22 protein-coding genes are annotated in these 20,066 nt (G+C 59.9%); 11 read left to right on the top strand and 11 right to left on the bottom strand.

The genetic code is table 11. From position 1 onward, the window contains the following. Positions 1–38: 38 nt before the first annotated feature. From AC54XV_RS18685 to AC54XV_RS18675, 3 genes are all read right to left on the bottom strand, one after another. On the bottom strand, positions 39–245 hold the full coding sequence (locus tag AC54XV_RS18685; protein WP_002554553.1) for a hypothetical protein: 207 nt from the start codon (positions 243–245) through the stop codon (positions 39–41). A 123-nt stretch (positions 246–368) separates the two neighbouring features. After that, the gene (locus tag AC54XV_RS18680) at positions 369–851 is read right to left on the bottom strand and encodes a GreA/GreB family elongation factor (protein ID WP_003404212.1); all 483 of its coding nucleotides are present in this window, start codon (positions 849–851) and stop codon (positions 369–371) included. Positions 852–854: 3 nt separating this feature from the next. Beyond that, positions 855–1,253: a hypothetical protein gene (locus AC54XV_RS18675; RefSeq protein WP_011268555.1), complete on the bottom strand. Its 399-nt coding sequence runs from the start codon at positions 1,251–1,253 to the stop codon at positions 855–857. 158 nt (positions 1,254–1,411) lie between these two features. Between AC54XV_RS18675 and earP the strand changes: the two genes are divergently transcribed. Together earP and AC54XV_RS18665 are read left to right on the top strand one after the other, a co-directional pair. Beyond that, complete coding sequence (gene earP, locus AC54XV_RS18670; RefSeq protein ID WP_496717124.1) at positions 1,412–2,548, top strand: elongation factor P maturation arginine rhamnosyltransferase EarP; 1,137 nt, start codon at positions 1,412–1,414, stop codon at positions 2,546–2,548. Positions 2,549–2,647: 99 nt separating this feature from the next. Continuing rightward, positions 2,648–3,217, top strand: a complete 570-nt coding sequence (locus AC54XV_RS18665; protein WP_003404205.1) for an elongation factor P — start codon at positions 2,648–2,650, stop codon at positions 3,215–3,217. A gap of 102 nt (positions 3,218–3,319) precedes the next feature. On the opposite strand, the gene AC54XV_RS18660 is transcribed toward AC54XV_RS18665, so the two are convergent. Both AC54XV_RS18660 and AC54XV_RS18655 read right to left on the bottom strand, forming a co-directional pair. Beyond that, positions 3,320–3,739, bottom strand: a complete 420-nt coding sequence (locus AC54XV_RS18660; RefSeq protein WP_003342698.1) for an organic hydroperoxide resistance protein — start codon at positions 3,737–3,739, stop codon at positions 3,320–3,322. A gap of 196 nt (positions 3,740–3,935) precedes the next feature. After that, positions 3,936–4,409: a MarR family winged helix-turn-helix transcriptional regulator gene (locus tag AC54XV_RS18655; RefSeq protein WP_003404203.1), complete on the bottom strand. Its 474-nt coding sequence runs from the start codon at positions 4,407–4,409 to the stop codon at positions 3,936–3,938. 188 nt (positions 4,410–4,597) lie between these two features. On the opposite strand from AC54XV_RS18655, the gene AC54XV_RS18650 reads away from it, so the two are divergent. Further along, positions 4,598–5,344, top strand: a complete 747-nt coding sequence (locus AC54XV_RS18650; RefSeq protein ID WP_032653503.1) for a sulfite exporter TauE/SafE family protein — start codon at positions 4,598–4,600, stop codon at positions 5,342–5,344. Here AC54XV_RS18650 and AC54XV_RS18645 read toward each other — a convergent pair. Next, a complete protein-coding gene (locus tag AC54XV_RS18645; RefSeq protein WP_201025281.1) occupies positions 5,334–6,188 on the bottom strand; it encodes a LysR substrate-binding domain-containing protein in 855 nt (284 codons plus the stop codon). The genes AC54XV_RS18650 and AC54XV_RS18645 overlap by 11 nt on opposite strands. Before the next feature lie 94 nt (positions 6,189–6,282). Here AC54XV_RS18645 and AC54XV_RS18640 point away from each other — a divergent pair, with 94 nt between their 5' ends. Beyond that, entirely contained in the window at positions 6,283–6,516 is a 234-nt protein-coding gene (locus AC54XV_RS18640) for a DUF1127 domain-containing protein (RefSeq protein ID WP_058398573.1), read from the top strand. A 27-nt stretch (positions 6,517–6,543) separates the two neighbouring features. On the opposite strand, the gene AC54XV_RS18635 is transcribed toward AC54XV_RS18640, so the two are convergent. After that, on the bottom strand, positions 6,544–7,890 hold the full coding sequence (locus tag AC54XV_RS18635; protein WP_003404196.1) for a class II 3-deoxy-7-phosphoheptulonate synthase: 1,347 nt from the start codon (positions 7,888–7,890) through the stop codon (positions 6,544–6,546). 169 nt (positions 7,891–8,059) lie between these two features. Between AC54XV_RS18635 and AC54XV_RS18630 the strand changes: the two genes are divergently transcribed. Further along, positions 8,060–8,821 (top strand): spermidine synthase, encoded by a 762-nt coding sequence (locus AC54XV_RS18630; RefSeq protein ID WP_003404195.1) that lies wholly within the window; start codon positions 8,060–8,062, stop codon positions 8,819–8,821. 453 nt (positions 8,822–9,274) lie between these two features. After that, a complete protein-coding gene (locus AC54XV_RS18625) occupies positions 9,275–10,948 on the top strand; it encodes a DEAD/DEAH box helicase (RefSeq protein WP_003404191.1) in 1,674 nt (557 codons plus the stop codon). A 90-nt stretch (positions 10,949–11,038) separates the two neighbouring features. On the opposite strand, the gene AC54XV_RS18620 is transcribed toward AC54XV_RS18625, so the two are convergent. Further along, positions 11,039–11,806, bottom strand: coding sequence for a DODA-type extradiol aromatic ring-opening family dioxygenase (locus AC54XV_RS18620; RefSeq protein WP_058398575.1), 768 nt, complete (start codon positions 11,804–11,806; stop codon positions 11,039–11,041). A gap of 101 nt (positions 11,807–11,907) precedes the next feature. On the opposite strand from AC54XV_RS18620, the gene AC54XV_RS18615 reads away from it, so the two are divergent. Further along, positions 11,908–12,570 carry a thiopurine S-methyltransferase gene (locus tag AC54XV_RS18615; protein WP_032653364.1) on the top strand — a complete coding sequence of 221 codons (663 nt, stop codon included), beginning with the start codon at positions 11,908–11,910 and terminating at the stop codon, positions 12,568–12,570. A 146-nt stretch (positions 12,571–12,716) separates the two neighbouring features. Here the strand turns inward: AC54XV_RS18615 and htpX are convergent, their stop codons facing one another. Next, complete coding sequence (gene htpX / locus AC54XV_RS18610) at positions 12,717–13,604, bottom strand: protease HtpX (RefSeq protein ID WP_003369784.1); 888 nt, start codon at positions 13,602–13,604, stop codon at positions 12,717–12,719. A 265-nt stretch (positions 13,605–13,869) separates the two neighbouring features. Then, the gene (locus AC54XV_RS18605) at positions 13,870–15,081 is read right to left on the bottom strand and encodes a pyridoxal phosphate-dependent aminotransferase (RefSeq protein ID WP_003314686.1); all 1,212 of its coding nucleotides are present in this window, start codon (positions 15,079–15,081) and stop codon (positions 13,870–13,872) included. A 188-nt stretch (positions 15,082–15,269) separates the two neighbouring features. On the opposite strand from AC54XV_RS18605, the gene msrB reads away from it, so the two are divergent. Both msrB and AC54XV_RS18595 read left to right on the top strand, forming a co-directional pair. Then, a complete protein-coding gene (msrB, locus tag AC54XV_RS18600; protein WP_024641772.1) occupies positions 15,270–15,665 on the top strand; it encodes a peptide-methionine (R)-S-oxide reductase MsrB in 396 nt (131 codons plus the stop codon). Between the two features lie 57 nt (positions 15,666–15,722). Then, positions 15,723–16,208: a glutathione peroxidase gene (locus AC54XV_RS18595; RefSeq protein WP_003418059.1), complete on the top strand. Its 486-nt coding sequence runs from the start codon at positions 15,723–15,725 to the stop codon at positions 16,206–16,208. Positions 16,209–16,212: 4 nt separating this feature from the next. Here the strand turns inward: AC54XV_RS18595 and AC54XV_RS18590 are convergent, their stop codons facing one another. Then, the gene (locus tag AC54XV_RS18590) at positions 16,213–18,564 is read right to left on the bottom strand and encodes a hybrid sensor histidine kinase/response regulator (RefSeq protein ID WP_024638898.1); all 2,352 of its coding nucleotides are present in this window, start codon (positions 18,562–18,564) and stop codon (positions 16,213–16,215) included. An 85-nt stretch (positions 18,565–18,649) separates the two neighbouring features. Between AC54XV_RS18590 and AC54XV_RS18585 the strand changes: the two genes are divergently transcribed. Together AC54XV_RS18585 and AC54XV_RS18580 are read left to right on the top strand one after the other, a co-directional pair. Next, positions 18,650–19,540: an ATP-binding protein gene (locus AC54XV_RS18585; protein WP_011268543.1), complete on the top strand. Its 891-nt coding sequence runs from the start codon at positions 18,650–18,652 to the stop codon at positions 19,538–19,540. After that, a complete protein-coding gene (locus tag AC54XV_RS18580) occupies positions 19,537–20,019 on the top strand; it encodes a GAF domain-containing protein (RefSeq protein ID WP_003404173.1) in 483 nt (160 codons plus the stop codon). Before AC54XV_RS18585 ends, AC54XV_RS18580 begins: the two co-directional genes overlap by 4 nt. Positions 20,020–20,066: the final 47 nt, after the last annotated feature.

The raw sequence follows: 20,066 nt of genomic DNA, 5'->3' as shown, positions 1-20,066 counted from the left end.
CCAGCGGCGCAGACTGCGAGGAGGTCATGCGATCGTGATCAGTCCACTGGCTCGGGATACAACGGCCTGGACAAGTGCATGATGCTCGCATAGTCGTAAACGTACTGCCGTCCCGCATGGCTGGTCGAACGCAGTTGGTCGATCAGTTGTCGTTCTTTCTTGTTCAAGTATCTCAACGCCGGATCTTGGCTGGACTTCAGGCGATCACGTTCATGGGCGTCAGGGAATGCGATGACGTTCGTCATGAAAAATCTCCTTGGGTTTTAGTCCTTGTTTGCTTTGATGTTGCCCCGGTTGCGGTGGTGATGGCGACGGTTCACCTTACCCACAAAAACTTGATGCGATCAACCCTGCAGATGCCGGGTGTGTCACAACGTTTGCGTTATCTCGTAGGATTGTCCGCTGCCGTTGATGACAATCTGTACAGCATCGTCTTCGAATTTGCCCAGCAGGTTCTGCCCGAGCGGGGCTCTGGCGGTAATGACGGTGACCAGATGATCCCCTGCACTGACCTTCAGGCCGGCAGCATCGGGGCCGAGGAACAGATAGTGCGTCTGCCCGCTCGCATCTTCGACAACCACCAGATCACCGGTCTGAATACCGCGCGATTCATCGAATGGCTTGAGCGACCATTTCCGATAAAGCGTCAGCGACTGACGAATCTCCTCGACGCGGCGTGCCTGGCCAGCTGCCAGATAAGACGCCTCCAGTCCTAGCGTGTCGTACTTGTTCTCAGCGATGTTCTCTTCGTGGGTAGCCGTTTCGTAGGCGGTTTGCGCCGCTCGTTCGGCGATATCCAGATCGATGTTCAGCTTGTCGATGATCCGTTGCAGTACATCCTGTTTGTTCATGGTTTATCCGCAGTACTGATTGATGCTGGCACGGCTTTTTTCGCTCGGCGCGGTGCGATCCTGCTGTATCCAGAAATCACATTTCGAGCGGTTGAAGGTGCGCTGTTGTTGCTCCTGAGCCTGCTCGCGTGCCTGACGGGCCTCGCTTTCACGCAGGCTTTGCTCATATTTGCGAAACATCTCGGTCTCCAGCGCAGACGGGGAGGCGGCTTTTTGCGCAGGCGGGGCGGTCAGCTGTGCGGCGGCGTTTTCCAGCGCCTGGGTCTGGGCCGGTGGCAGGCTTTTGTAATAGAGCAGGGCGGTCAGAAACACCGCCAGGGCGCCCAGCCAGATGCCCAGCGCAATGCACACGATCAATTTCAACGACACGTACAGGTCGCGACGGCGGGTAGGGAATGACATGGCTGAACTCCTTGCAGGCCAACAGATGTGATTGTGCCATGCCTGATGGTCAGGCATGGAAACGGTGCTGCATGTTTGCCCGGCAGCATCAGGCTGGTGACAACAGACCTTTGTGAACGACAATCAGCGTTTTTGCCATCCAGCCTCAGGGAGCCAGGATGAAAGCCTCGTGGGATATTTTTTGCAGCGTAGTCGACAACTACGGTGATGCGGGCGTGACCTGGCGTCTGGCGCGCCAGCTGGTCGCCGAGCATGGCCTGCAGGTGCGTTTATGGATCGATGACCTGTCGGCCTTCGTTCGCTTGTGCCCCGGTGCCGATCTCCAGGCCCGGCAACAATGGCAAGAGGGCGTGAGCGTTTGCCAGTGGCCGAGCGAATGGGTGAACACCGATATTCCTGATGGGGTCATCGAAGCGTTCGCCTGCCGCCTGCCAACGCGCTACACCGAATCGATGCTGCAGCGTTCGCCAAGGCCGTTGTGGCTGAATCTGGATTACCTCAGCGCCGAGGACTGGGTGTCTGGCTGCCACGGCCTGCCTTCGCCACAATCGAACGGTTTGAAGAAGTTCTTTTTCTTTCCGGGTTTTTCCGAGGCCACCGGTGGCCTGTTGCGCGAAAAAAACCTGATCGAACAGCGCCAGGCGTTTCAGCAAAACAGCGCGGCAAGGCAAGCGTTCCTGAGCGGATTGGGGATCGAAGCGTTGGCCGGTGCGCGTCTGATCTCGGTATTTGCCTATGAAAATCCCGCGCTCGGCAGGTGGCTCGATGCCCTGGCCAGCGACAGCCGGCCGACGCATCTTCTGGTGCCGGAGGGACGCATCCTCGGCGACCTGCAGCGCTGGCTGGGTGTCGACGATCCGCTGCGCGCCGGGTTCACTCAGGTCAGCGGCGGGCTGACGGTTCAGGTCCTGCCGTTCATCCGTCAGGAGCTTTACGACCAACTGCTCTGGAGCTGCGATTTCAATATCGTGCGCGGCGAGGACTCGTTCGTGCGTGCGCAGTGGTCGGGGCGGCCAATGCTCTGGCACATCTACCAGCAGGAAGACGACGCGCATCTGCCCAAGCTCGATGCGTTTTTAACGCTCTATCTCGCGGGTCTTTCTCCGGCCGCCGCGCAGGCGGTGAATCAGTTCTGGCAGCGCTGGAATGTCGGCGGCGACCTTGGCGAATGCTGGACGGCGCTGGCAGAACACTGGCCGCAGATCGAGCGCAATGCCGAACGCTGGTGCCAGCAACAAGCCGCACAGATTGATCTTGCCACGGCGCTGGTGCAGTTTTATGTAAATTCGCTATGATACGCGGCCTTGATACAAGGCTCTGTACGAAAAAGGCCTGCGCAGGTTGTTTCTCGTACAGAGCCTTTGGTTAATTCCATCCAAATTCGGATATATGCAATGAAAACTGGTAAAGAGCTGAAACCCGGTACCGTGATCCGTCTCGAGAACGATCCATGGCTGGTTCAGAAAGCTGAGTTCACCAAGTCCGGTCGTAACAGCGCGATCATGAAGACCAAGCTGAAAAACCTGCTGACCGGTTACAAGACCGAGATCGTTTACAGCGCCGACGACAAGCTGGACGACGTGATCCTGGATCGCAAGGAAGCCACCCTGTCTTTCATCAGCGGTGACACCTACACGTTCATGGACACCTCTGACTACACCATGTACGAGCTGAACGCCGAAGACATCGAAAGCGTTCTGCCTTTCGTCGAAGAAGGCATGACTGACGTTTGCGAAGCCGTGTTCTTCGAAGACCGTCTGGTTTCCGTAGAGCTGCCGACCACTATCGTGCGTCAGGTTGACTACACCGAAGGCTCCGCTCGTGGCGACACGTCGGGCAAGGTCATGAAGCCTGCCAAACTGAAAAACGGCACCGAGCTGAGCGTTGCCGACTTCATCGAAATCGGCGACATGATCGAGATCGATACCCGTGAAGGCGGTTCCTACAAAGGCCGTGCGAAGTAAGCATGGTTTTGTAACCCCGTTACGCAAAAAACCCGCATCGCTGCGGGTTTTTTTGTGCCTGAAATTCTTGCCGGGCAGCCGTTGCCCAGGCCTCAGACAGGATCAGACCGTTACATGCAGGCGCACATCGACGTTACCGCGAGTGGCGTTCGAGTAAGGGCAGACCACGTGAGCGGCATCGACCAGTTGCTGAGCGTCGGCTTGCTCCAGGCCTGGCAGGCTGACATGCAGGTCGATGTCCAGACCGAAACCGCCCGGGATCTGACCGATGCCTACGTGGGCGGTGATCGAGGTATCTGCCGGAATGCTGCGTTTGCTCTGGCCGGCCACGAACTTCAATGCACCGATGAAGCAGGCCGAATAACCGGCAGCGAACAGCTGCTCAGGGTTAGTGGCTGCGCCGCCAGCACCGCCGAGTTCTTTCGGGGTCGCCAGCTTGACGTCGAGAATCTTGTCGTCGGAAACAGCGCGACCATCACGGCCGCCGGTGGCGGTTGCAACTGCGGTGTAAAGAGTGTCCATGATCTTGCCTCGTTCAATGAAGGTTTTGTTGCGCTAAATACTTGCGCGCTAACTAATCGCAAAGCAAAGGTAGCCTACAGATAATTTGCGCGCAAGTTAATTTTGCAGAAAGGTTCTGGCCTTGTCGTTGGCAGGCGAGGCAGCCGATCTGGATCGCCTGCCAGACCTCACCCCCGATGGTTAAGCGCGACTGGGGTTAGAGGCTCTGGTGCAGGTGCTCGCGCAGCTCCAGCAACTGCGCTTGCAGGACGCGAAGCTTTTCCATGGTCAGCCCGCTCGACGAGAGAATGCAGCCAGGCACGGTCAAGGCCTTTTGCTGCAAGTCGCGTCCCTGTACGGTCAGGTGAAGCAACACCACCCGCTCGTCTTCCTTGCTGCGCGTACGGCTGATGAAGCCCTCGCCTTCGAGTCGTTTGAGCAGCGGCGTCAATGAACCCGGATCGGTGAGCAGGCGCGTGCTGACGTCGCCCACAGTGAGCCCGTCCCTTTCCCACAGCACCATCATCGCCAGATACTGCGGATAGGTCAGCCCGAGCGCCTGCAACAGCGGCTTGTAAACCTTGGTCATCATCAACGAGGTGGAATACAGGGCGAAACACAATTGGTTATCCAGCAGCAGCGAATCGCAATCGGCAGGTGCGGAGCGGGTCGGGCTTTGGTCGGCACTCATATCAGGTCCTCAAACTCGGTGAATGAGTTTAACTTAGTGTTGCACTCTTTAATGCGCCAGATAATTTCGCTCATGCAGCGCTCAAAGCGCTGGCATCGTGCGTGATGCGCGAAAAAAACGGCGTCATCGGCTGTCGGTCCAGGGCAGGACTGCGTAGCATTTGGTCATTGACCGGGTGGGGACGCAGTGTGATTGAAATTGTGATGTTTGTGTTGCTGGGTGCAGCGATGGGTACCCTGGGAGGGTTGTTCGGCATCGGTGGTGGTCTTGTGGCAATTCCCGCGCTCGGGGTGCTGTTCGGTCTGGATCAGCAACTGGCTCAAGGGACCGCCTTGCTGATGGTGCTGCCCAATGTGTTGCTGGCCTTGTGGCGTTACAACCAGCGCAACCGGATTCTGCTGCGTAATGCGCTGATGTTGATCATCCCCAGTTTCATTTTTGCCTGGCTGACCTCGCTGCTCGCGGTTCGCATCGACCCGCAAGGCATGCGCCTGGGCTTCGTCGGTTTTCTGGTGGTGCTGACGGTGTTCAATGTCGCGCAGATGTATTGGCGCAGCAAGCAGGCCACTGGCGGGTTGCGTCATGAAAAGTGGTTATGGCTGCTGGGCGTCGGCTCCGGCGTGACCGGTGGTCTGTTTGGCGTCGGCGGCGGGGTCGTGGCGACGCCGATCCTTACCAGTGTCTTCGGCACGACTCAGGTCGTGGCCCAAGGGCTGGCGCTGTCCCTGGCGGCACCGAGCACCGGCATAACGCTGGTCACCTATGCACTGCACGATCACGTCAACTGGTCGATGGGCATTCCGCTGGCCATCGGCGGCCTGGCCAGCATCAGCTGGGGCGTCAAGCTGGCGCATTCGTTGCCGGAGCGAACCCTGCGCCTGATGTTCTGCGTGTTTCTGGTGCTTTGTGCGGTCATTCTCGCGCTCAAGGTTTGAAGCCGGCGATGATGTAATCGGCCATGCATTCGGTGATGGGCGAGGGATTTTCAGGGTTGCGCAGGAGGACGATGCTGGCGGTTGGCAGCTGTGGCAATTGTTCCGCCTCGCCGAGGATACGCAAACCCGCTGTGGCCAGGCTCTGGAACTGCGCGGTGACTGCCAGGCCCGCGCTGACCACTGCAGTGATCGCCGCCATGCTCGAGCTGCTGTAGGCGATGCGGTAATCACGCCCCATGCCGTCCAGCGCATTGCACGCCCAGTCACGACAGAAGCAGTGGGTATTGAACATCGCCAGCGGAATGGGTGTTTGCTCATGCGGGGCAAAGCCGACGGCCTCCATCCACATCAGACGTTCCTGACGCAGCAGTGTGCCGATCTCGGTACCGGGCTTGCGCGTGACAATGGTGAGATCCAGGTCGTGACGTTGCAGCAGAAGATCCGATGGCTCGCAATGCACTTCCACTTGAACCAGCGGATAGGCCTGGGCGAACTGCGCCAGAATGCCGGGCAGGAAGCGCATCACGTAATCGTCCGGCGAGCCGATTCTCACCACGCCGATCATGTGCGGCTCGCGCAAGGTGTTGAACACCTCGCTGTGCAGCTTGAGGATTCGCCGCGCGTAACCGAGCAGTACCTGGCCCTCTGCGGTCAGGTTCAGAACCCGACCTTCACGCTGAAACAGCGGGCGCTGCACGACGTCTTCTTCCAGACGCTTCATCTGCATGCTGACCGCCGACTGGGTACGGTTGACGGCTTCACCTGCGCGGGTGAAACCGCCGTGATCGGCAATCGCTACGAAGGTGCGCAACAGTTCGGTATCAATGCTCGGGTAGGTGGCCAATACATCAAACTCCCAGATGGAAGGTATAACGAACATTCGTTGGATTGATCCTACGCCCGAAGCGAGACTTCAGTCATCCCACATGGAGGGCAAGATGATGAAAGGTCAAAAACAATGCGCAGAGGTAGAAGGGGTCGATGGGTGTTTGCAGGCGGGCACGGTATTCACAGCGCTGAAGCGTCATCTGCAGCGCTGGCTGGAGCTGCACCGCCAGCGCCGCTTGCTGGCGCAGATGAGTGACGGAGCACTGAAGGACCTGGGCTTGAGCCGTGCCGATATTCAGCAGGAAGCCGAGCGCCCGTTCTGGGACGACCCGCTCAAGCATTGAGCGGGCAGTTGCTCCGGGTTTTCCTGTTTAGCGCCTGACCTGCTTGAGGGTCTCGGCAATCAGGAAGGCCAGTTCCAGTGACTGATCGGCGTTCATGCGTGGGTCGCAATGCGTGTGATAGCGATCCGAAAGGCCGTCTTCAGTGATCGGGCGGGCACCACCGATGCATTCGGTGACGTTCTGTCCGGTCATTTCAATGTGGATGCCGCCCGCGTAAGTGCCCTCAGCCTGGTGCACCTGGAAGAACTGCTTCACTTCGCCAAGGATCTGCGCAAAGTCGCGGGTCTTGTAGCCACTGCTGGCCTTGATCGTGTTGCCGTGCATCGGGTCCGAGCTCCACAGCACCTTGCGGCCTTCGCGCTCGACGGCGCGGATCAGCTGCGGCAAGTGATCACCGACCTTGTTGGCACCCATGCGCGCGATCAGGTTCAGGCGCCCCGGGTCGTTGTCCGGGTTGAGGATATCGATCAGGCGGATCAGGTCGTCGGTGTTCATGCTCGGGCCGACCTTGACGCCGATCGGGTTGTTGACCCCGCGCAGGAACTCGACGTGCGCGCCATCGAGCTGGCGGGTACGGTCGCCGATCCACAGCATGTGCGCCGAGCAATCGTAGTAATCGTTGGTCAGGCTGTCGCGTCGTACGAAGGCTTCTTCGTAATTGAGCAACAACGCTTCGTGGGCGGTGAAGAAGCTGGTTTCGCGCAACTGCGGCGAGCTGTCCATGCCGCAGGCGCGCATGAACGCCAGGGTTTCATCGATGCGCCCGGCCAACTGGCTGTACTTGTCGGCCAGCGCCGAGTTGGCGATGAAGTCCAGGTTCCACTTGTGCACCTGATGCAGGTCGGCAAACCCGCCCTGTGCGAAGGCGCGCAGCAGGTTCAGGGTGGCGGTGGACTGGTTGTAAGCCTGGATCAGGCGTTCCGGGTCCGGCACTCGGCTTTTCTCGTCGAAACCGATGCCGTTGACGATGTCACCCCGATAAGCCGGGAGCGTCACGCCGTCGATGATTTCGTCGTTGGCCGAGCGTGGCTTGGCAAATTGTCCGGCCATGCGTCCGACTTTCACCACCGGGCAACCGGCGGCAAACGTCATCACGATTGCCATCTGCAGCAGGACCTTGAACGTATCGCGAATCTTGGCGGCGGAAAACTCCATGAAGCTTTCCGCGCAGTCACCGCCCTGCAGCAAGAACGCACGTCCCTGGGTCACTTCGGCAAACTGACGGCGCAACTCACGTGCTTCGCCGGCGAACACCAGCGGCGGGTAACTGGCCAGTGTCTGTTCGACCCTGTGCAGGTGCTCGGCATCAGGGTAGTGAGGTTGCTGCTGAATCGGCAGTGCCCGCCAGCTGTCGGGGCTCCAGGGTTGGCTCATTATTGGCTCTAGAGTTGTGCAATCGGATCGGCATGTTAGCAGTTCGTCGTTGCTCTGCCAGTGCGGTGCGGAGCATTGGAGCGACGCCGTACGCCACAACGTGTGACAAAGCCGTGCGCTTGCCCGACAATTCGTATTTTGCGCTCGGCGCAGACAACCAGGAACGGTGATGACGGAAGAGCGTGAGCGCGTAGAGCGAATCCTGGCCGAGGTGCACGACGACTTCGGCATGATTCGCGTGCTGGAAGTGGAGGATTACCGCTTTCTGGAGTTTGGCGATGCCATCGAGCAAAGCTGCACCTTTACAGCCGATCCGAGCTGGCTGGAGTACGACTACACCCGCGCGATGCTGATCGGCGCGCTGTGCCATGACGCGCCGGAAAGCGCGCTGTTTCTGGGCCTGGGGGCCGGTACGCTGACTCAGGCCTGCATGAAGTTCCTGCCCCTCGAGGATGTGGAAGTCATCGAGCTGCGCCCGGATGTGCCACGTCTGGCCATGGAGTTCATGGGGCTCGACGACGATCCGCGACTGTATATCCGCATCGGCGATGCGCTGGACCTGCTGGACAGTGCCGAGCCTGCCGACCTGATCTTTGTCGACCTGTACACCGATGTCGGGCCTGGGGTCGGGCACCTGGCCTGGAATTTCCTGCAGAGCTGTCAGCAGCGGCTGAATCCGGGCGGCTGGCTGATCATCAATCAGTGGGCGACCGACGACGGCAAGCCGCTGGGAGCGGCGCTGCTGCGTGGCCTTTACCACCGCCATTACTGGGAGCTGCCGGTGAAGGAGGGCAACGTCATCCTGCTCGTCCCGGCCGACCTGGAGCAGACGCTGGATATCGACGCGTTGAACGGGCGAGCCGAGGCACTTGCGCCGCATCTGGGTTACTCGCTTGCGTCGCTGATCAAGGCTATTCGTTCCGCCACCTGAGCAGGCGACAGGTGAGTCGATTGTGCTGAAAACGGGGTGGGACAATTCGCCACACCTCGAAGGCCAGAATGCCGGTCATGTGCAAGAATGGATTAAACGTTTAAGCGGCAATGCCCGCAATCTCGGGCCCGCGCCTTGATCAGGCGGCCTTCTGCCCGGACTCAGGGGCTGCTGCCGCTCAAAAATGGCGCAACGTTTCGTAAAAAAAGACTCACTAAGGTGCGTATTTCCGGTATAGTGCGCGCCGGCCTTAACACGGCCCTCGTCAAGGTATTGCAGTTCCCCGAAGCCAGCTTCGGTTGCTTGTTCGCACAACGGACTAGCCTGGACGATCCATTCATCAAACGTTTTCGCAAATCCCCGCCGACAAAGCAGCCAGGGTGACCTCAAGGTCGTACACGGCACGCGCAGCTTTGAAGCATGGGTCTTTGCGGATGCACTAGAGGCAGACCCATGACCCAGGAAATCGGCGGCTTCGCCGCTCTCGAACTTCATCCAAATATCGTTGCAGCAGTCGTCGCCACTGGCTACGAAGAGCCTTCGGCCATTCAGCAGCAATCGATCCCGATTATTCTCGCCGGTCACGACATGATTGGTCAGGCGCAAACCGGTACGGGTAAAACCGCCGCGTTCGCACTGCCTATCCTGCATCGGATCGACCCGAGCAAGCGCGAGCCGCAAGCACTGATCCTGGCCCCGACCCGCGAACTGGCACTTCAGGTTGCCACCGCGTTCGAGACCTACGCAAAACAAATGCCGGGCGTGACCGTTGTAGCGGTCTACGGCGGCGCGCCGATGGGCCCTCAGCTCAAGGCTATCCGCAACGGCGCACAAATCGTCGTCGCTACTCCGGGCCGTCTCTGCGACCACCTGCGTCGTGACGAGAAAGTCCTGGCGACCGTGAACCACCTGGTTCTCGACGAAGCGGACGAAATGCTCAAGCTGGGCTTCATGGACGACCTCGAAGTCATCTTCAAGGCCATGCCTGAAACCCGCCAGACCGTACTGTTCTCGGCCACGCTGCCACAGTCGATCCGTGCCATCGCCGAACGCCATCTGCGCGATCCGAAGCACGTCAAGATCCAGACCAAGACCCAGACCGTTACCGCGATCGAGCAGGCTCACCTGCTGGTTCACGCTGACCAGAAGACCTCGGCCGTACTGAGCCTGCTGGAAGTCGAAGACTTCGACGCCCTGATCATGTTCGTCCGCACCAAGCAGGCGACCCTGGATCTGGCCAGTGCTCTTGAAGCCAAAGGCTACAAGGCTGCCGCACTGAACGGCGACATCGCCCAGAACCAGCGCGAGCGCGTTATCGAATCCCTCAAGGATGGCCGTCTGGACATCGTTGTGGCGACCGACGTTGCTGCCCGTGGTCTTGACGTTCCGCGTATCACCCACGTCTTCAACGTGGACATGCCTTACGATCCGGAGTCCTACGTTCACCGTATCGGCCGTACCGGCCGTGCCGGTCGCGAAGGTCGCGCACTGCTGCTGGTGACGCCTCGTGAGCGCCGCATGCTGCAAGTGATCGAGCGTGTTACCGGTCAGAAGGTTGCGGAAGTCCGCCTGCCGGATGCCCAGGCCGTTCTGGATGCGCGCATCAAGAAACTGACCAACAGCCTGTCGCCGCTGGTCGCTGATGCCGAATCGACTCACGGTGATCTGCTCGATCGTCTGACTGCCGACATCGGCTGCAGTCCTCGCGCGCTTGCCGCTGCACTGCTGCGCAAGGCTACCAACGGTCAGGCACTGACCCTGGCAGCCATCGAGCGCGAGCGTCCACTGGTTCCGAACAACGCCCCGCGCGGTGATCGTCCAGAGCGCAGCAGCGACCGTGGTGATCGTCCTGAGCGTGAGCGTCGTGCGCCGGTTCCATTGGCCGAAGGCCGTGCTCGTTGCCGTACCGCGCTGGGTGCGCGTGATGGTATCGCTGCCAAGAACCTGCTGGGTGCCATTCTCAACGAAGGCGGCCTGGCCCGCGAAGCGATCGGCCGTATCCAGGTCCGTGACAGCTTCAGCCTGGTCGAACTGCCGGAAGATGGTCTTGAGCGTCTGCTGACCAAGCTCAAGGACACCCGTGTTGCTGGCAAGCAGCTCAAGCTGCGTCGCTATCGCGAAGACTGATCGGCTCTTGAGCTGATCGGCCAATAAAAAATCCCCGACTGGTTCGGGGATTTTTTTGCTTTGGATTCAGGCAGGTTGGCGCTATTGGCTTCACCCGAACCGATAGATATCCATCCCGAGCGCGCCCATGGTGAAGCCCTGATGGGCAATGCCGAAGCCACCGCCAGCGCCGCGCGCAAAATACAGCGGCAGCAGGTGCTCGTCACTGGGGTGCGCACGGGCTGCGTGAGGAGCAAGGCTGCGGTAGTGGTGCAGTGCGGCTTCGTCGTCGTTTTGCAGCTTGTCGATCATCCAGTCACGAAACACGGCAGCCCAGGGCTCGATGCTGTCGGGTCCGGCGTTCCAGTCAAGATCACGCAGGTTATGCGTGATGCTGCCTGAGCCGATGATCAGCACACCCTGTTCACGCAAGCTGGCCAGTGCCCGGCCCACGCGGGTCTGCAGTTCAGGTCCCTGGCGGCTGGGCAGTGAAACCTGCACCACCGGAATGTCAGCGTTCGGGTACATCAGCGACAACGGCACCCAGACGCCGTGGTCGAACGGACGTCTGCTGTCGATGCGTGCAGGCAGGTCGCTGGCGGCAAGCAGATCTACCACCGTGCGCGTCAGTTCCGGCAGCCCTGGGGCCGGGTACTGTACTGCAAACAGTTCGGGCGGAAAGCCGCCGAAGTCATGCCATGTCTCGGGCTGTGGGTTGCCGTTGACGATCAGTTCATGGCTTTCCCAATGGGCAGAGACCATCACGATGGCGCGAGGCCGGGGCAGGCTGGCAGCCAGTCGCTTCAAGGCAGAGCCGCTTTCACCGGGCTCCAGCGCCAGCATGGGAGAGCCATGGGAAATAAACAGGCTGGGGAACATTTAAAGCTCCAGAATAGAGAGATGACTTATGGTCGGTCATTTTTATGATCTAAATCGAATATAAGTTCTGGCGCTTTTTTATCGAATTTTCAGGAGGTTTCATGCACGCGGATTTTTGGCTGCAGCGCTGGAGCGCCGGACAGATCGGCTTTCATCAGTCCGAGGTCAATCAGGACCTGCAGCAATACTGGTCCTCGTTGAGTGTTGCACCAGGGGCGCGGGTTCTGGTGCCGTTATGTGGCAAGAGCCAGGACATGAGCTGGCTGAGGGGGCAGGGGTATCACGTGGTGGGCGCCGAGCTGTCCGAGGCAGCGGTGGGAAGCTATTTCACCGAGCGTGGTGAGCAGCCGAAGATTACGTCGCAGGGCGACTTCAAGGTCTACGCAGCGCCCGGTATCGAAATCTGGTGCGGTGATTTCTTCGCGCTGACTGTGCGCGATATCGGTCATTGCGCGGCGTTTTACGACCGTGCCGCGATGATCGCCTTGCCAGCGGATATGCGCGAACGCTATGTACGGCAGCTTGAAGCGCTGATGCCGCAAGCGTGTAGCGGTTTACTGATCACCCTGGAATACGATCAGACCCTGCTCGAAGGCCCGCCATTCTCCGTGCCGCGCACATGGCTGCAGAGGGTCATGTCGGGAAACTGGGAGGTAACGAAGGTAGGCGGGCAGGATACGCTGCACAGCAGTCCCAAGGCGTTGAAGGCCGGATTGGAGCGTATGGATGAGCATGTTTATGTGTTGGAGCGTCAATCGCGCTGAGTTGGTCCTGAATCTCTCTGAATCGCAGAACCGTTTGACGCCCTGCGTCACGAACTGCATTCCCACGCGGAGCGTAAGGAACGAGAGGTGTCCGGAAGAACACCTCTCATTGCCATGCGCGGGGCTGAGGCTATCGCGTTCGTGGTTCAACCGCGGCGGCGCAGGGCCTCGATGCGTTGCTCCAGCGGCGGGTGGCTCATGAACAGGCCGGCGAGGCCTTTCTTGAGACCGGCGTTGATACCGAAGGCGGTCAGGCTGTCGGGCATGTTCACCGGGACGCCCTGTTCGGAACGCAGGCGTTGCAGCGCGCCGATCATTGCACCCGTACCCGCCAGTCGTGCACCGGCATCGTCAGCGCGGAATTCGCGTTTGCGCGAGAACCACATGACGATGGCGCTGGCCAGAAAGCCCAGTACCAGCTCGGCGAAGATCGTCGTGATGTAGTAAGCGATGCCCTGACCGTTTTCAGTCTTGAAGATCACCTTGTCGACGAAGTTGCCGATGATGCGGGCGAAGAACATCACGAAGGTGTTCACCACACCCTGCACCAGCGCCAGCGTCACCATGTCGCCGTTGGCAACGTGGCCGATCTCGTGCGCCAGGACGGCTTTCACCTCATCCGGCGAAAAGCGCTCGAGCAGGCCCTGGCTGACCGCAACCAGTGCATCGTTCTTGTTCCAGCCCGTAGCGAACGCGTTGGCTTCGTACGCCGGGAAAATACCGACTTCCGGCATCTTGATGCCCGCGTCACGGGACAATTGTTCAACGGTCTGCAGCAACCATTGCTCATGGCGAGTGCGAGGCTGGCTGATGATCTGAGTACCGGTGCTCATCTTCGCCATCCACTTGGAGATGAACAGCGAGAACAGCGAGCCCGCGAAGCCGAACACAGCGCAGAAGACCAGCAGCTGATTGAGGTTCAGATCAACCCCGTTGGCCGCCATGAACCCATTGAAGCCAAAAAGGCTCAGGGTGATGCTGGCAATCAGCACGACCGCAAGGTTAGTGGCCAAAAACAGCAAAATGCGCATCATGGTCGAAACGTTCTCCTCAGGTAAATATGTAACTCGATGCCGGGTATATAAGGTGATGCTTGCTGCTATTCAACAGAGGGACTATTTCAAACTGTGTCCTCTTGTCGCAATCAATGGTAATCCTGCAAGGCTGAACGGCGCCTGAGCCAGAGTGGTCGATGCCTGAAGCGTTTGGGGCAGGGCGTCCATGATGTTTCGGGCGCACAGAAATAAACTGCCCCGAGCGGGTCGGGGCAGAGAGATCGGGCGAGAGCGCTGTGGCTGTTTACTGCCGATAACCCTTGAGGAAGTTACCGATGCGGCCAATGGCCTGCTCCAGTTCATCGACGCGGGGCAGGGTCACGACGCGGAAGTGGTCGGGGTATGGCCAATTGAACGCTGTACCCTGAACCACCAGCAGTTTTTCGGAAAGCAGCAGGTCGAGGACGAACTTCTCGTCGTTGAGGATCGGGCAGACTTTCGGGTCAATGCGCGGGAACGCATACAGCGCGCCCATCGGCTTCACGCAGCTGACACCGGGAATGTCGTTGAGCAGCTCCCAGGTGCGGTTGCGCTGTTCCAGCAGACGGCCGGGGGGAAGAATCAGGTCATTGATGCTCTGGTAGCCGCCCAGCGCGGTCTGGATGGCGTGCTGGCTCGGTACGTTGGCACACAGGCGCATGTTGGCCAGAATGTCGATGCCTTCGATGTAGCTCTGCGCGTTGTGTTTCGGCCCGGAAATGGCGATCCAGCCGGAGCGGAAGCCCGCGACCCGATACGACTTGGACAGGCCGTTGAAGGTCAGGCACAGCAGGTCCGGCGCCAGCGAAGCGGTGCAGATGTGTACCGCGTCGTCATACAGGATCTTGTCGTAGATTTCGTCGGAGAACACCACCAGATTATGCTGGCGAGCCAGCTCCAGCATGCCCAGCAGTACTTCGCGCGAATACACCGCACCTGTCGGGTTGTTCGGGTTGATGATGACCATGGCCTTGGTGTTCGGGGTGATCTTGGCCTTGATGTCTTCAAGATCAGGCCACCAGTTGGCCTGTTCGTCGCACAGGTAGTGCACCGGGCTGCCACCGGACAAGGCGACAGCAGCGGTCCACAGCGGGTAGTCGGGGGCCGGAACCAGCACTTCGTCGCCATTGTTGAGCAACGCCTGCATCGACATCACGATCAGCTCGGACACGCCGTTGCCCAGGTAGATGTCTTCGATGCCGACGCCTTCGACCTGCTTCTGCTGGTAATACTGCATCACCGCCTTGCGGGCGCTGAACAGGCCCTTGGAGTCGCTGTAGCCCTGCGCAGTCGGCAAGTTGCGGATCACGTCCTGCAGAATTTCGTCCGGCGCCTCGAAACCAAACGGCGCCGGGTTGCCGATGTTCAGCTTGAGGATGCGGTGACCTTCCTCTTCCAGGCGTTTGGCGTGCTTGAGCACCGGCCCGCGAATGTCATAGCAGACGTTTGCGAGCTTGTTCGATTTGTTGAACTGCATGGTGATGATCCCGAAAATGGACGAGCTGTCGCCGGCTTGCAATGAAGGTCGCTACATTCGCCATGAAAATGGGTTTGTGTACGACAAACGCGGGTGCCAGACTGACGTCTGACCTGGCGCAATGATACGTGCCACCTGATCTGCGGAAAAGGTACAGATCAGGGTTTTTCGAATTCGGAGGTGTACCTGTGGAAAAGTTGCAGAAAACGCTGGAAGAGTGGAAGCAGATGCTCGACCCGGAGCAGTACAACGTCTGCCGTCTGAAAGGCACCGAGCGGCCGTTCTCCGGCAAGTACGACAAGGTCAAGACCGACGGCATCTATCACTGCATCTGCTGCAATGAGCCGCTGTTCGATTCCACCACCAAGTTCGATTCAGGCTGCGGCTGGCCAAGCTTCTATGCGCCACTCGAAAACAGTGCAGTGATCGAGGTTCGCGACATGAGCCACGGCATGATTCGTACCGAAGTGGTCTGCTCCAAGTGTGACGCGCACCTGGGCCACGTGTTCCCGGATGGACCGCCACCCAGCGGGCTGCGCTACTGCATTAATTCGGTGTGCCTGGATCTGGTGCCACGCAGCTAGACGCTTTGCAGATTCAGCCAACGCCCTGTCCCAATTCCAGTATCGAGGCCTCCTTTGATGAGTGAAAACCTGCTGAGCATCCCGGTCACGACGATCAAGGGCGAACAGAAAACCCTCGCCGATTTCTCCGGCAAGGCGCTGCTGGTGGTTAACACCGCCAGCAAGTGTGGCTTTACCCCTCAATACAAGGGGCTGGAAAAGCTCTGGCAGGACTACCGGGATCAGGGGTTGGTGGTGCTGGGTTTCCCCTGTAACCAGTTCGGCAAGCAGGAGCCAGGCGACGAGGGGGCGATTTCCGGCTTTTGCGAGCTGAACTACGGCGTCAGCTTCCCGTTGTTCAAGAAGATCGATGTGAACGGCGAGCAGGCCCATCCACTGTTCGTGCAGCTCAAGCAGCAGGCTCCGGGTTTGTTGGGTACGGAGCGCATCAAGTGGAATTTCACCAAGTTCCTGATTGGCCAGGATGGCAGGCTGGTCAAGCGTTTTGCGCCATTGACCAAGCCCGAGGAACTGACGGGCGAAATCGAGGCGCTGTTGCGCTGAGTCTTCAGTCGATGCCGGTAATGGGTATCCACTGATCCAGAATGCTGACCAGTTCGGCACGCCGGAACGGCTTGGCCAGATAGTCATTCATGCCCGCCGCCTTGCAGCGCTCGCGCTCATCGGGCATGGCGTTGGCGGTAAGGGCAACGATCGGCAGGTTCGGCCAGCGGCCACTGCTGCGGATCTGGCGGCTGGCTTCATAGCCGTCCATGACCGGCATGTTGCAATCCATCAATACCAGATCGAAATGGCCTTGCTCCAGCTGTTCCAGGGCTTCGCCGCCATGGCTGCTGATGATCACTTCGCAACCCAGTTTGCCGAGGATGCCCTTGGCGACCAGTTGATTGACCGGATTGTCCTCGACTAATAACACCCGCGCCAGACGTGGCGCCGTATGTTCGAGCGCCTGTGTGTCCTTGAGCCCCGTTTCTTCCTGACCCAGTATGCGCCGCAGCGTGTGGTAAAGCGCGTTGCGCGCCAGTGGCCGGGCCTGCTGTTGCAGCGGGGCCAGGGCGGCAACCTGTTCGCCGGGCATGAAGTTGCCATAGGCGGTCACCAGCAGGATCGGCACGGGTGTGGTGGGGCGAATCGTAAACAGGCATTCGGGACAGTCGGTGATGACCAGATCGGAACTGCCGTCGAGGTCCACTGCTTGTGCGCGATCGTCGATGCTGCGTCGCTTGAGGTCGACCCCCCAGAACGGCAGCAGACTGCCCAGCAGCTCCACCAGTCCGCTGCCTGCCGAGCTGACCACCGTCACCCGGCCCTTGAGCGGCGTCTGAGTAACCGCAGGCACGTGGACCGGCAGCGGCAGCTCGGCGCAGAACTGGCTGCCGAAACCGGACTGCGACTGGATGCTCAACGTGCCATTCATGGCCTCGCAGAGGTTGTTGGTCAGCGCCAGGCCCAGTCCGGTGCCGCCGTACTGGCGGGTGATGGCCGTCTCAGCCTGGGTGAACGGCTGGAAGATTCGGGTCTGGGCGTCCTGCGCAATGCCGATGCCGGTGTCGCGGACTTCGATGCGCACCCGGTGTTCACCGGAGCTGGCGTCCCGATGGTGAGTCAGACGCACATCGACGCGCCCGAAACGGGTGAACTTGAGGGCGTTGGACAGCAGGTTGCTGACGATCTGACGCACCCTGGTCGGATCGCCGGTGACCATGGCCGGGAAGTCCGGCGCGATCAGGCAGGTCAGCTCCACGCTGGGCGCTGCGTTCTGCGACAGCAGATTGGCGGTGTCCTCGATCAACATCCCAAGGTCGAAAGGAATGCGCTCGATCTCCAGGTGACCGGCATCGAACTTGGACATGTCGAGAATATCGTTGAGCAGCTCGACCAGCACCTTGCCTGAGTCGTGGGCGATCATTAGCTGCTGGCGTTGTTCGGCACCCAGCGGACTGTCCAGCGACAGCGCCAGCATGCCCAGCAGACCGTTGAGCGGTGTGCGGATCTCGTGGCTCATGTGCGCCAGAAACGCCGAGCGCGCATGGGCCATGTCCAGCGCCGTGCTGCGCGCTATCTGCAGTTCCTCATTGGACTCGCGCAGGCGCAGGTTGCTGGCCTTGAGCTCGTTGGTGCGCGCCGAGACGATGTTTTCCAGTTCATTGAGGTGGTCGGTCAGCCGGTCCTCGGCCGCGCGTCGCCTGGAAAACTCGCTGCTCATGGTTTCAAACTGACGGTTGAACGTCTCGACCAGCACGCCGATTTCATCCTGGGCATGGTAGGGCGGGCAGGTTATTTTGCCCTGGTCAGGGTTGCGCGGATCGCGACTGCTCAGTTCGCGGATTACCCTCACCAGCGGCTTGGTCAGGGTCGCGTAAAACAGAATGGTCAGAATCCCGGCCAGCGCCAGGCTGCGCACAAAGCCGTTGAGCAGGGTGATTTCGGCGCGCTGCAGAAAGTGGCTGCCGAACGCGAAGGTGTCCACGGTCAGGTACAGTGTGCCGATGGTTTCATTGGGCAGGTGATTGAGGTGCAGCTTTTCCTGAAACTGCCGGCTTTCGCCGAACAGCCAGTCGCTGAACACCCGATAACGCCCGGTGGCCATGGGGCGCTCGACGCTGGAGAGCACGGCGTCGTTGTTATCGGTAAGCCTGGCGCTGACCACGGCAGGCGAGCGCAGCAGGCCGAGCGTGAGTTCCTGGGCCAGCTCCGAGTCGATGTTATAGGCGATGCGCGACGCCGGGTTCTGGATGATTTCCAGCAGTGACTTGATTTCACGATTGATGGAAGCGTCTTCGCTGGCATAATCGATCGCAATCTGGAACAGGCTCAGCAGGGTCCCCAGCACGAAGCCGATCGATACAGCCAGGCGCGCCTGCTTGAACGACAGCCTGTTTTTGAGCGATATATCCATGAGTACTGCCACTTCTGGTGCCCGGTGCCGGCCAAGCATAGCCGATCGGCACTGCTGACTAATCAGTTAAATATAAGGAGATCCCGTGGATTCTCGGTTGGATGCTTTTCTGCAGCGCGCCGACGCCGTGCTGGCCCGACTGGAGCCGTTGCTGCCAGCGCTACGCGAGCCAGTCGATTGGTCGCAGGCGCTGGCCGCGCGCTGGGTGCAAGAGGGCCGCAGCGGTTACCTGATGCCGCTGCAAGTGAGCCTCGATACGCGCCTGACCGATCTGATCGGCGTCGACCTGCAGCGCGATCAGTTGGGGCGCAATACCCGTCAGTTCATCGACGGGCTGCCTGCCAACCATGCCTTGCTCTGGGGTTCGCGCGGCACCGGCAAGTCGTCCTTGATCCGCGCGCTGCTGGCCGAGTACGCCCCGGCCGGTCTGCGCCTGATCGAGATCGAGCGAGACCATCTGGGTGATTTGCCGCGTGTGGTTGAACAACTGCACAAGCTGCCGCAGCGTTTCGTGCTGTTCTGCGATGACCTGTCGTTCGAGTCGGGCGAGGGTGATTATCGCGTGCTGAAGAGTGTACTCGACGGCTCGCTGGAGCAGGCGCCAGACAACGTGCTGCTGTACGCGACCTCCAATCGTCGTCACCTGGTGCCCGAGAAGGAAAGTGACAACGTCGACTGGAAGCACGTTGACGGCGAACTGCACCCCAGTGAGGCCGTCGAAGACAAGATCGCCTTGTCTGACCGGTTCGGGCTGTGGCTGTCGTTCTATCCGTTCACTCAGGAGCATTATCTGAACGTCGTCGAACACTGGATCACGCAATTAGCGCAAAAAGCCGGATTGCAGTGGCAGCGCGACGAAAACCTGGAAAAAGCCGCGATTCGCTGGGCAACCGCGCGCGGTAATCGCAATGGCCGCTGCGCCTATCAATTTGCACGTTACTGGGTAGGACTTGAATTGTTGGAGCAACACACATGATTGATTTGCAAAACACCGGCGCGGGCCTGGACGGCTATGGTTTGCTGGCCGCACAACTGGAAGCACTGTTGGCCGACGAACGCGATTTCATTGCCAATGCGGCGCAGTTTTCGGCGTTTCTCTACACCCAGCTCGATGATCTGAACTGGGCAGGCTTTTACGTCAATCGCAACGAAGAACTGGTGCTGGGTCCGTTTCAAGGGCAGATCGCCTGCGTACGCATTCCTTTCGGCCGGGGCGTTTGCGGGGCGGCGGCGCAGAGCCGACAAACCCAGCGTGTGCAGGACGTTCACGAGTTTCCCGGGCACATTGCCTGCGACAGCGCATCGAACAGCGAGTTGGTGGTGCCATTGATCAAGGAGGGACGTCTGATCGGTGTGCTGGACTTGGACAGTCCGAGTGTGGGGCGTTTCAACGAAGAGGATCAGGCAGGGATCGAGCGTCTTGCGGCGATCTTTCTGGCATCGACCGACTGCTGAGCCGGTCGGCCTGCCGCTGCCCGGAGCACAAGCCCGGCAGCGGCGGG

Source organism: Pseudomonas fragariae (ex Marin et al. 2024) (assembly GCF_059621105.1).
The sequence above is the reverse complement of the archived record's forward strand: the minus strand, read 5'-3'. Positions and strand labels throughout refer to the sequence as shown.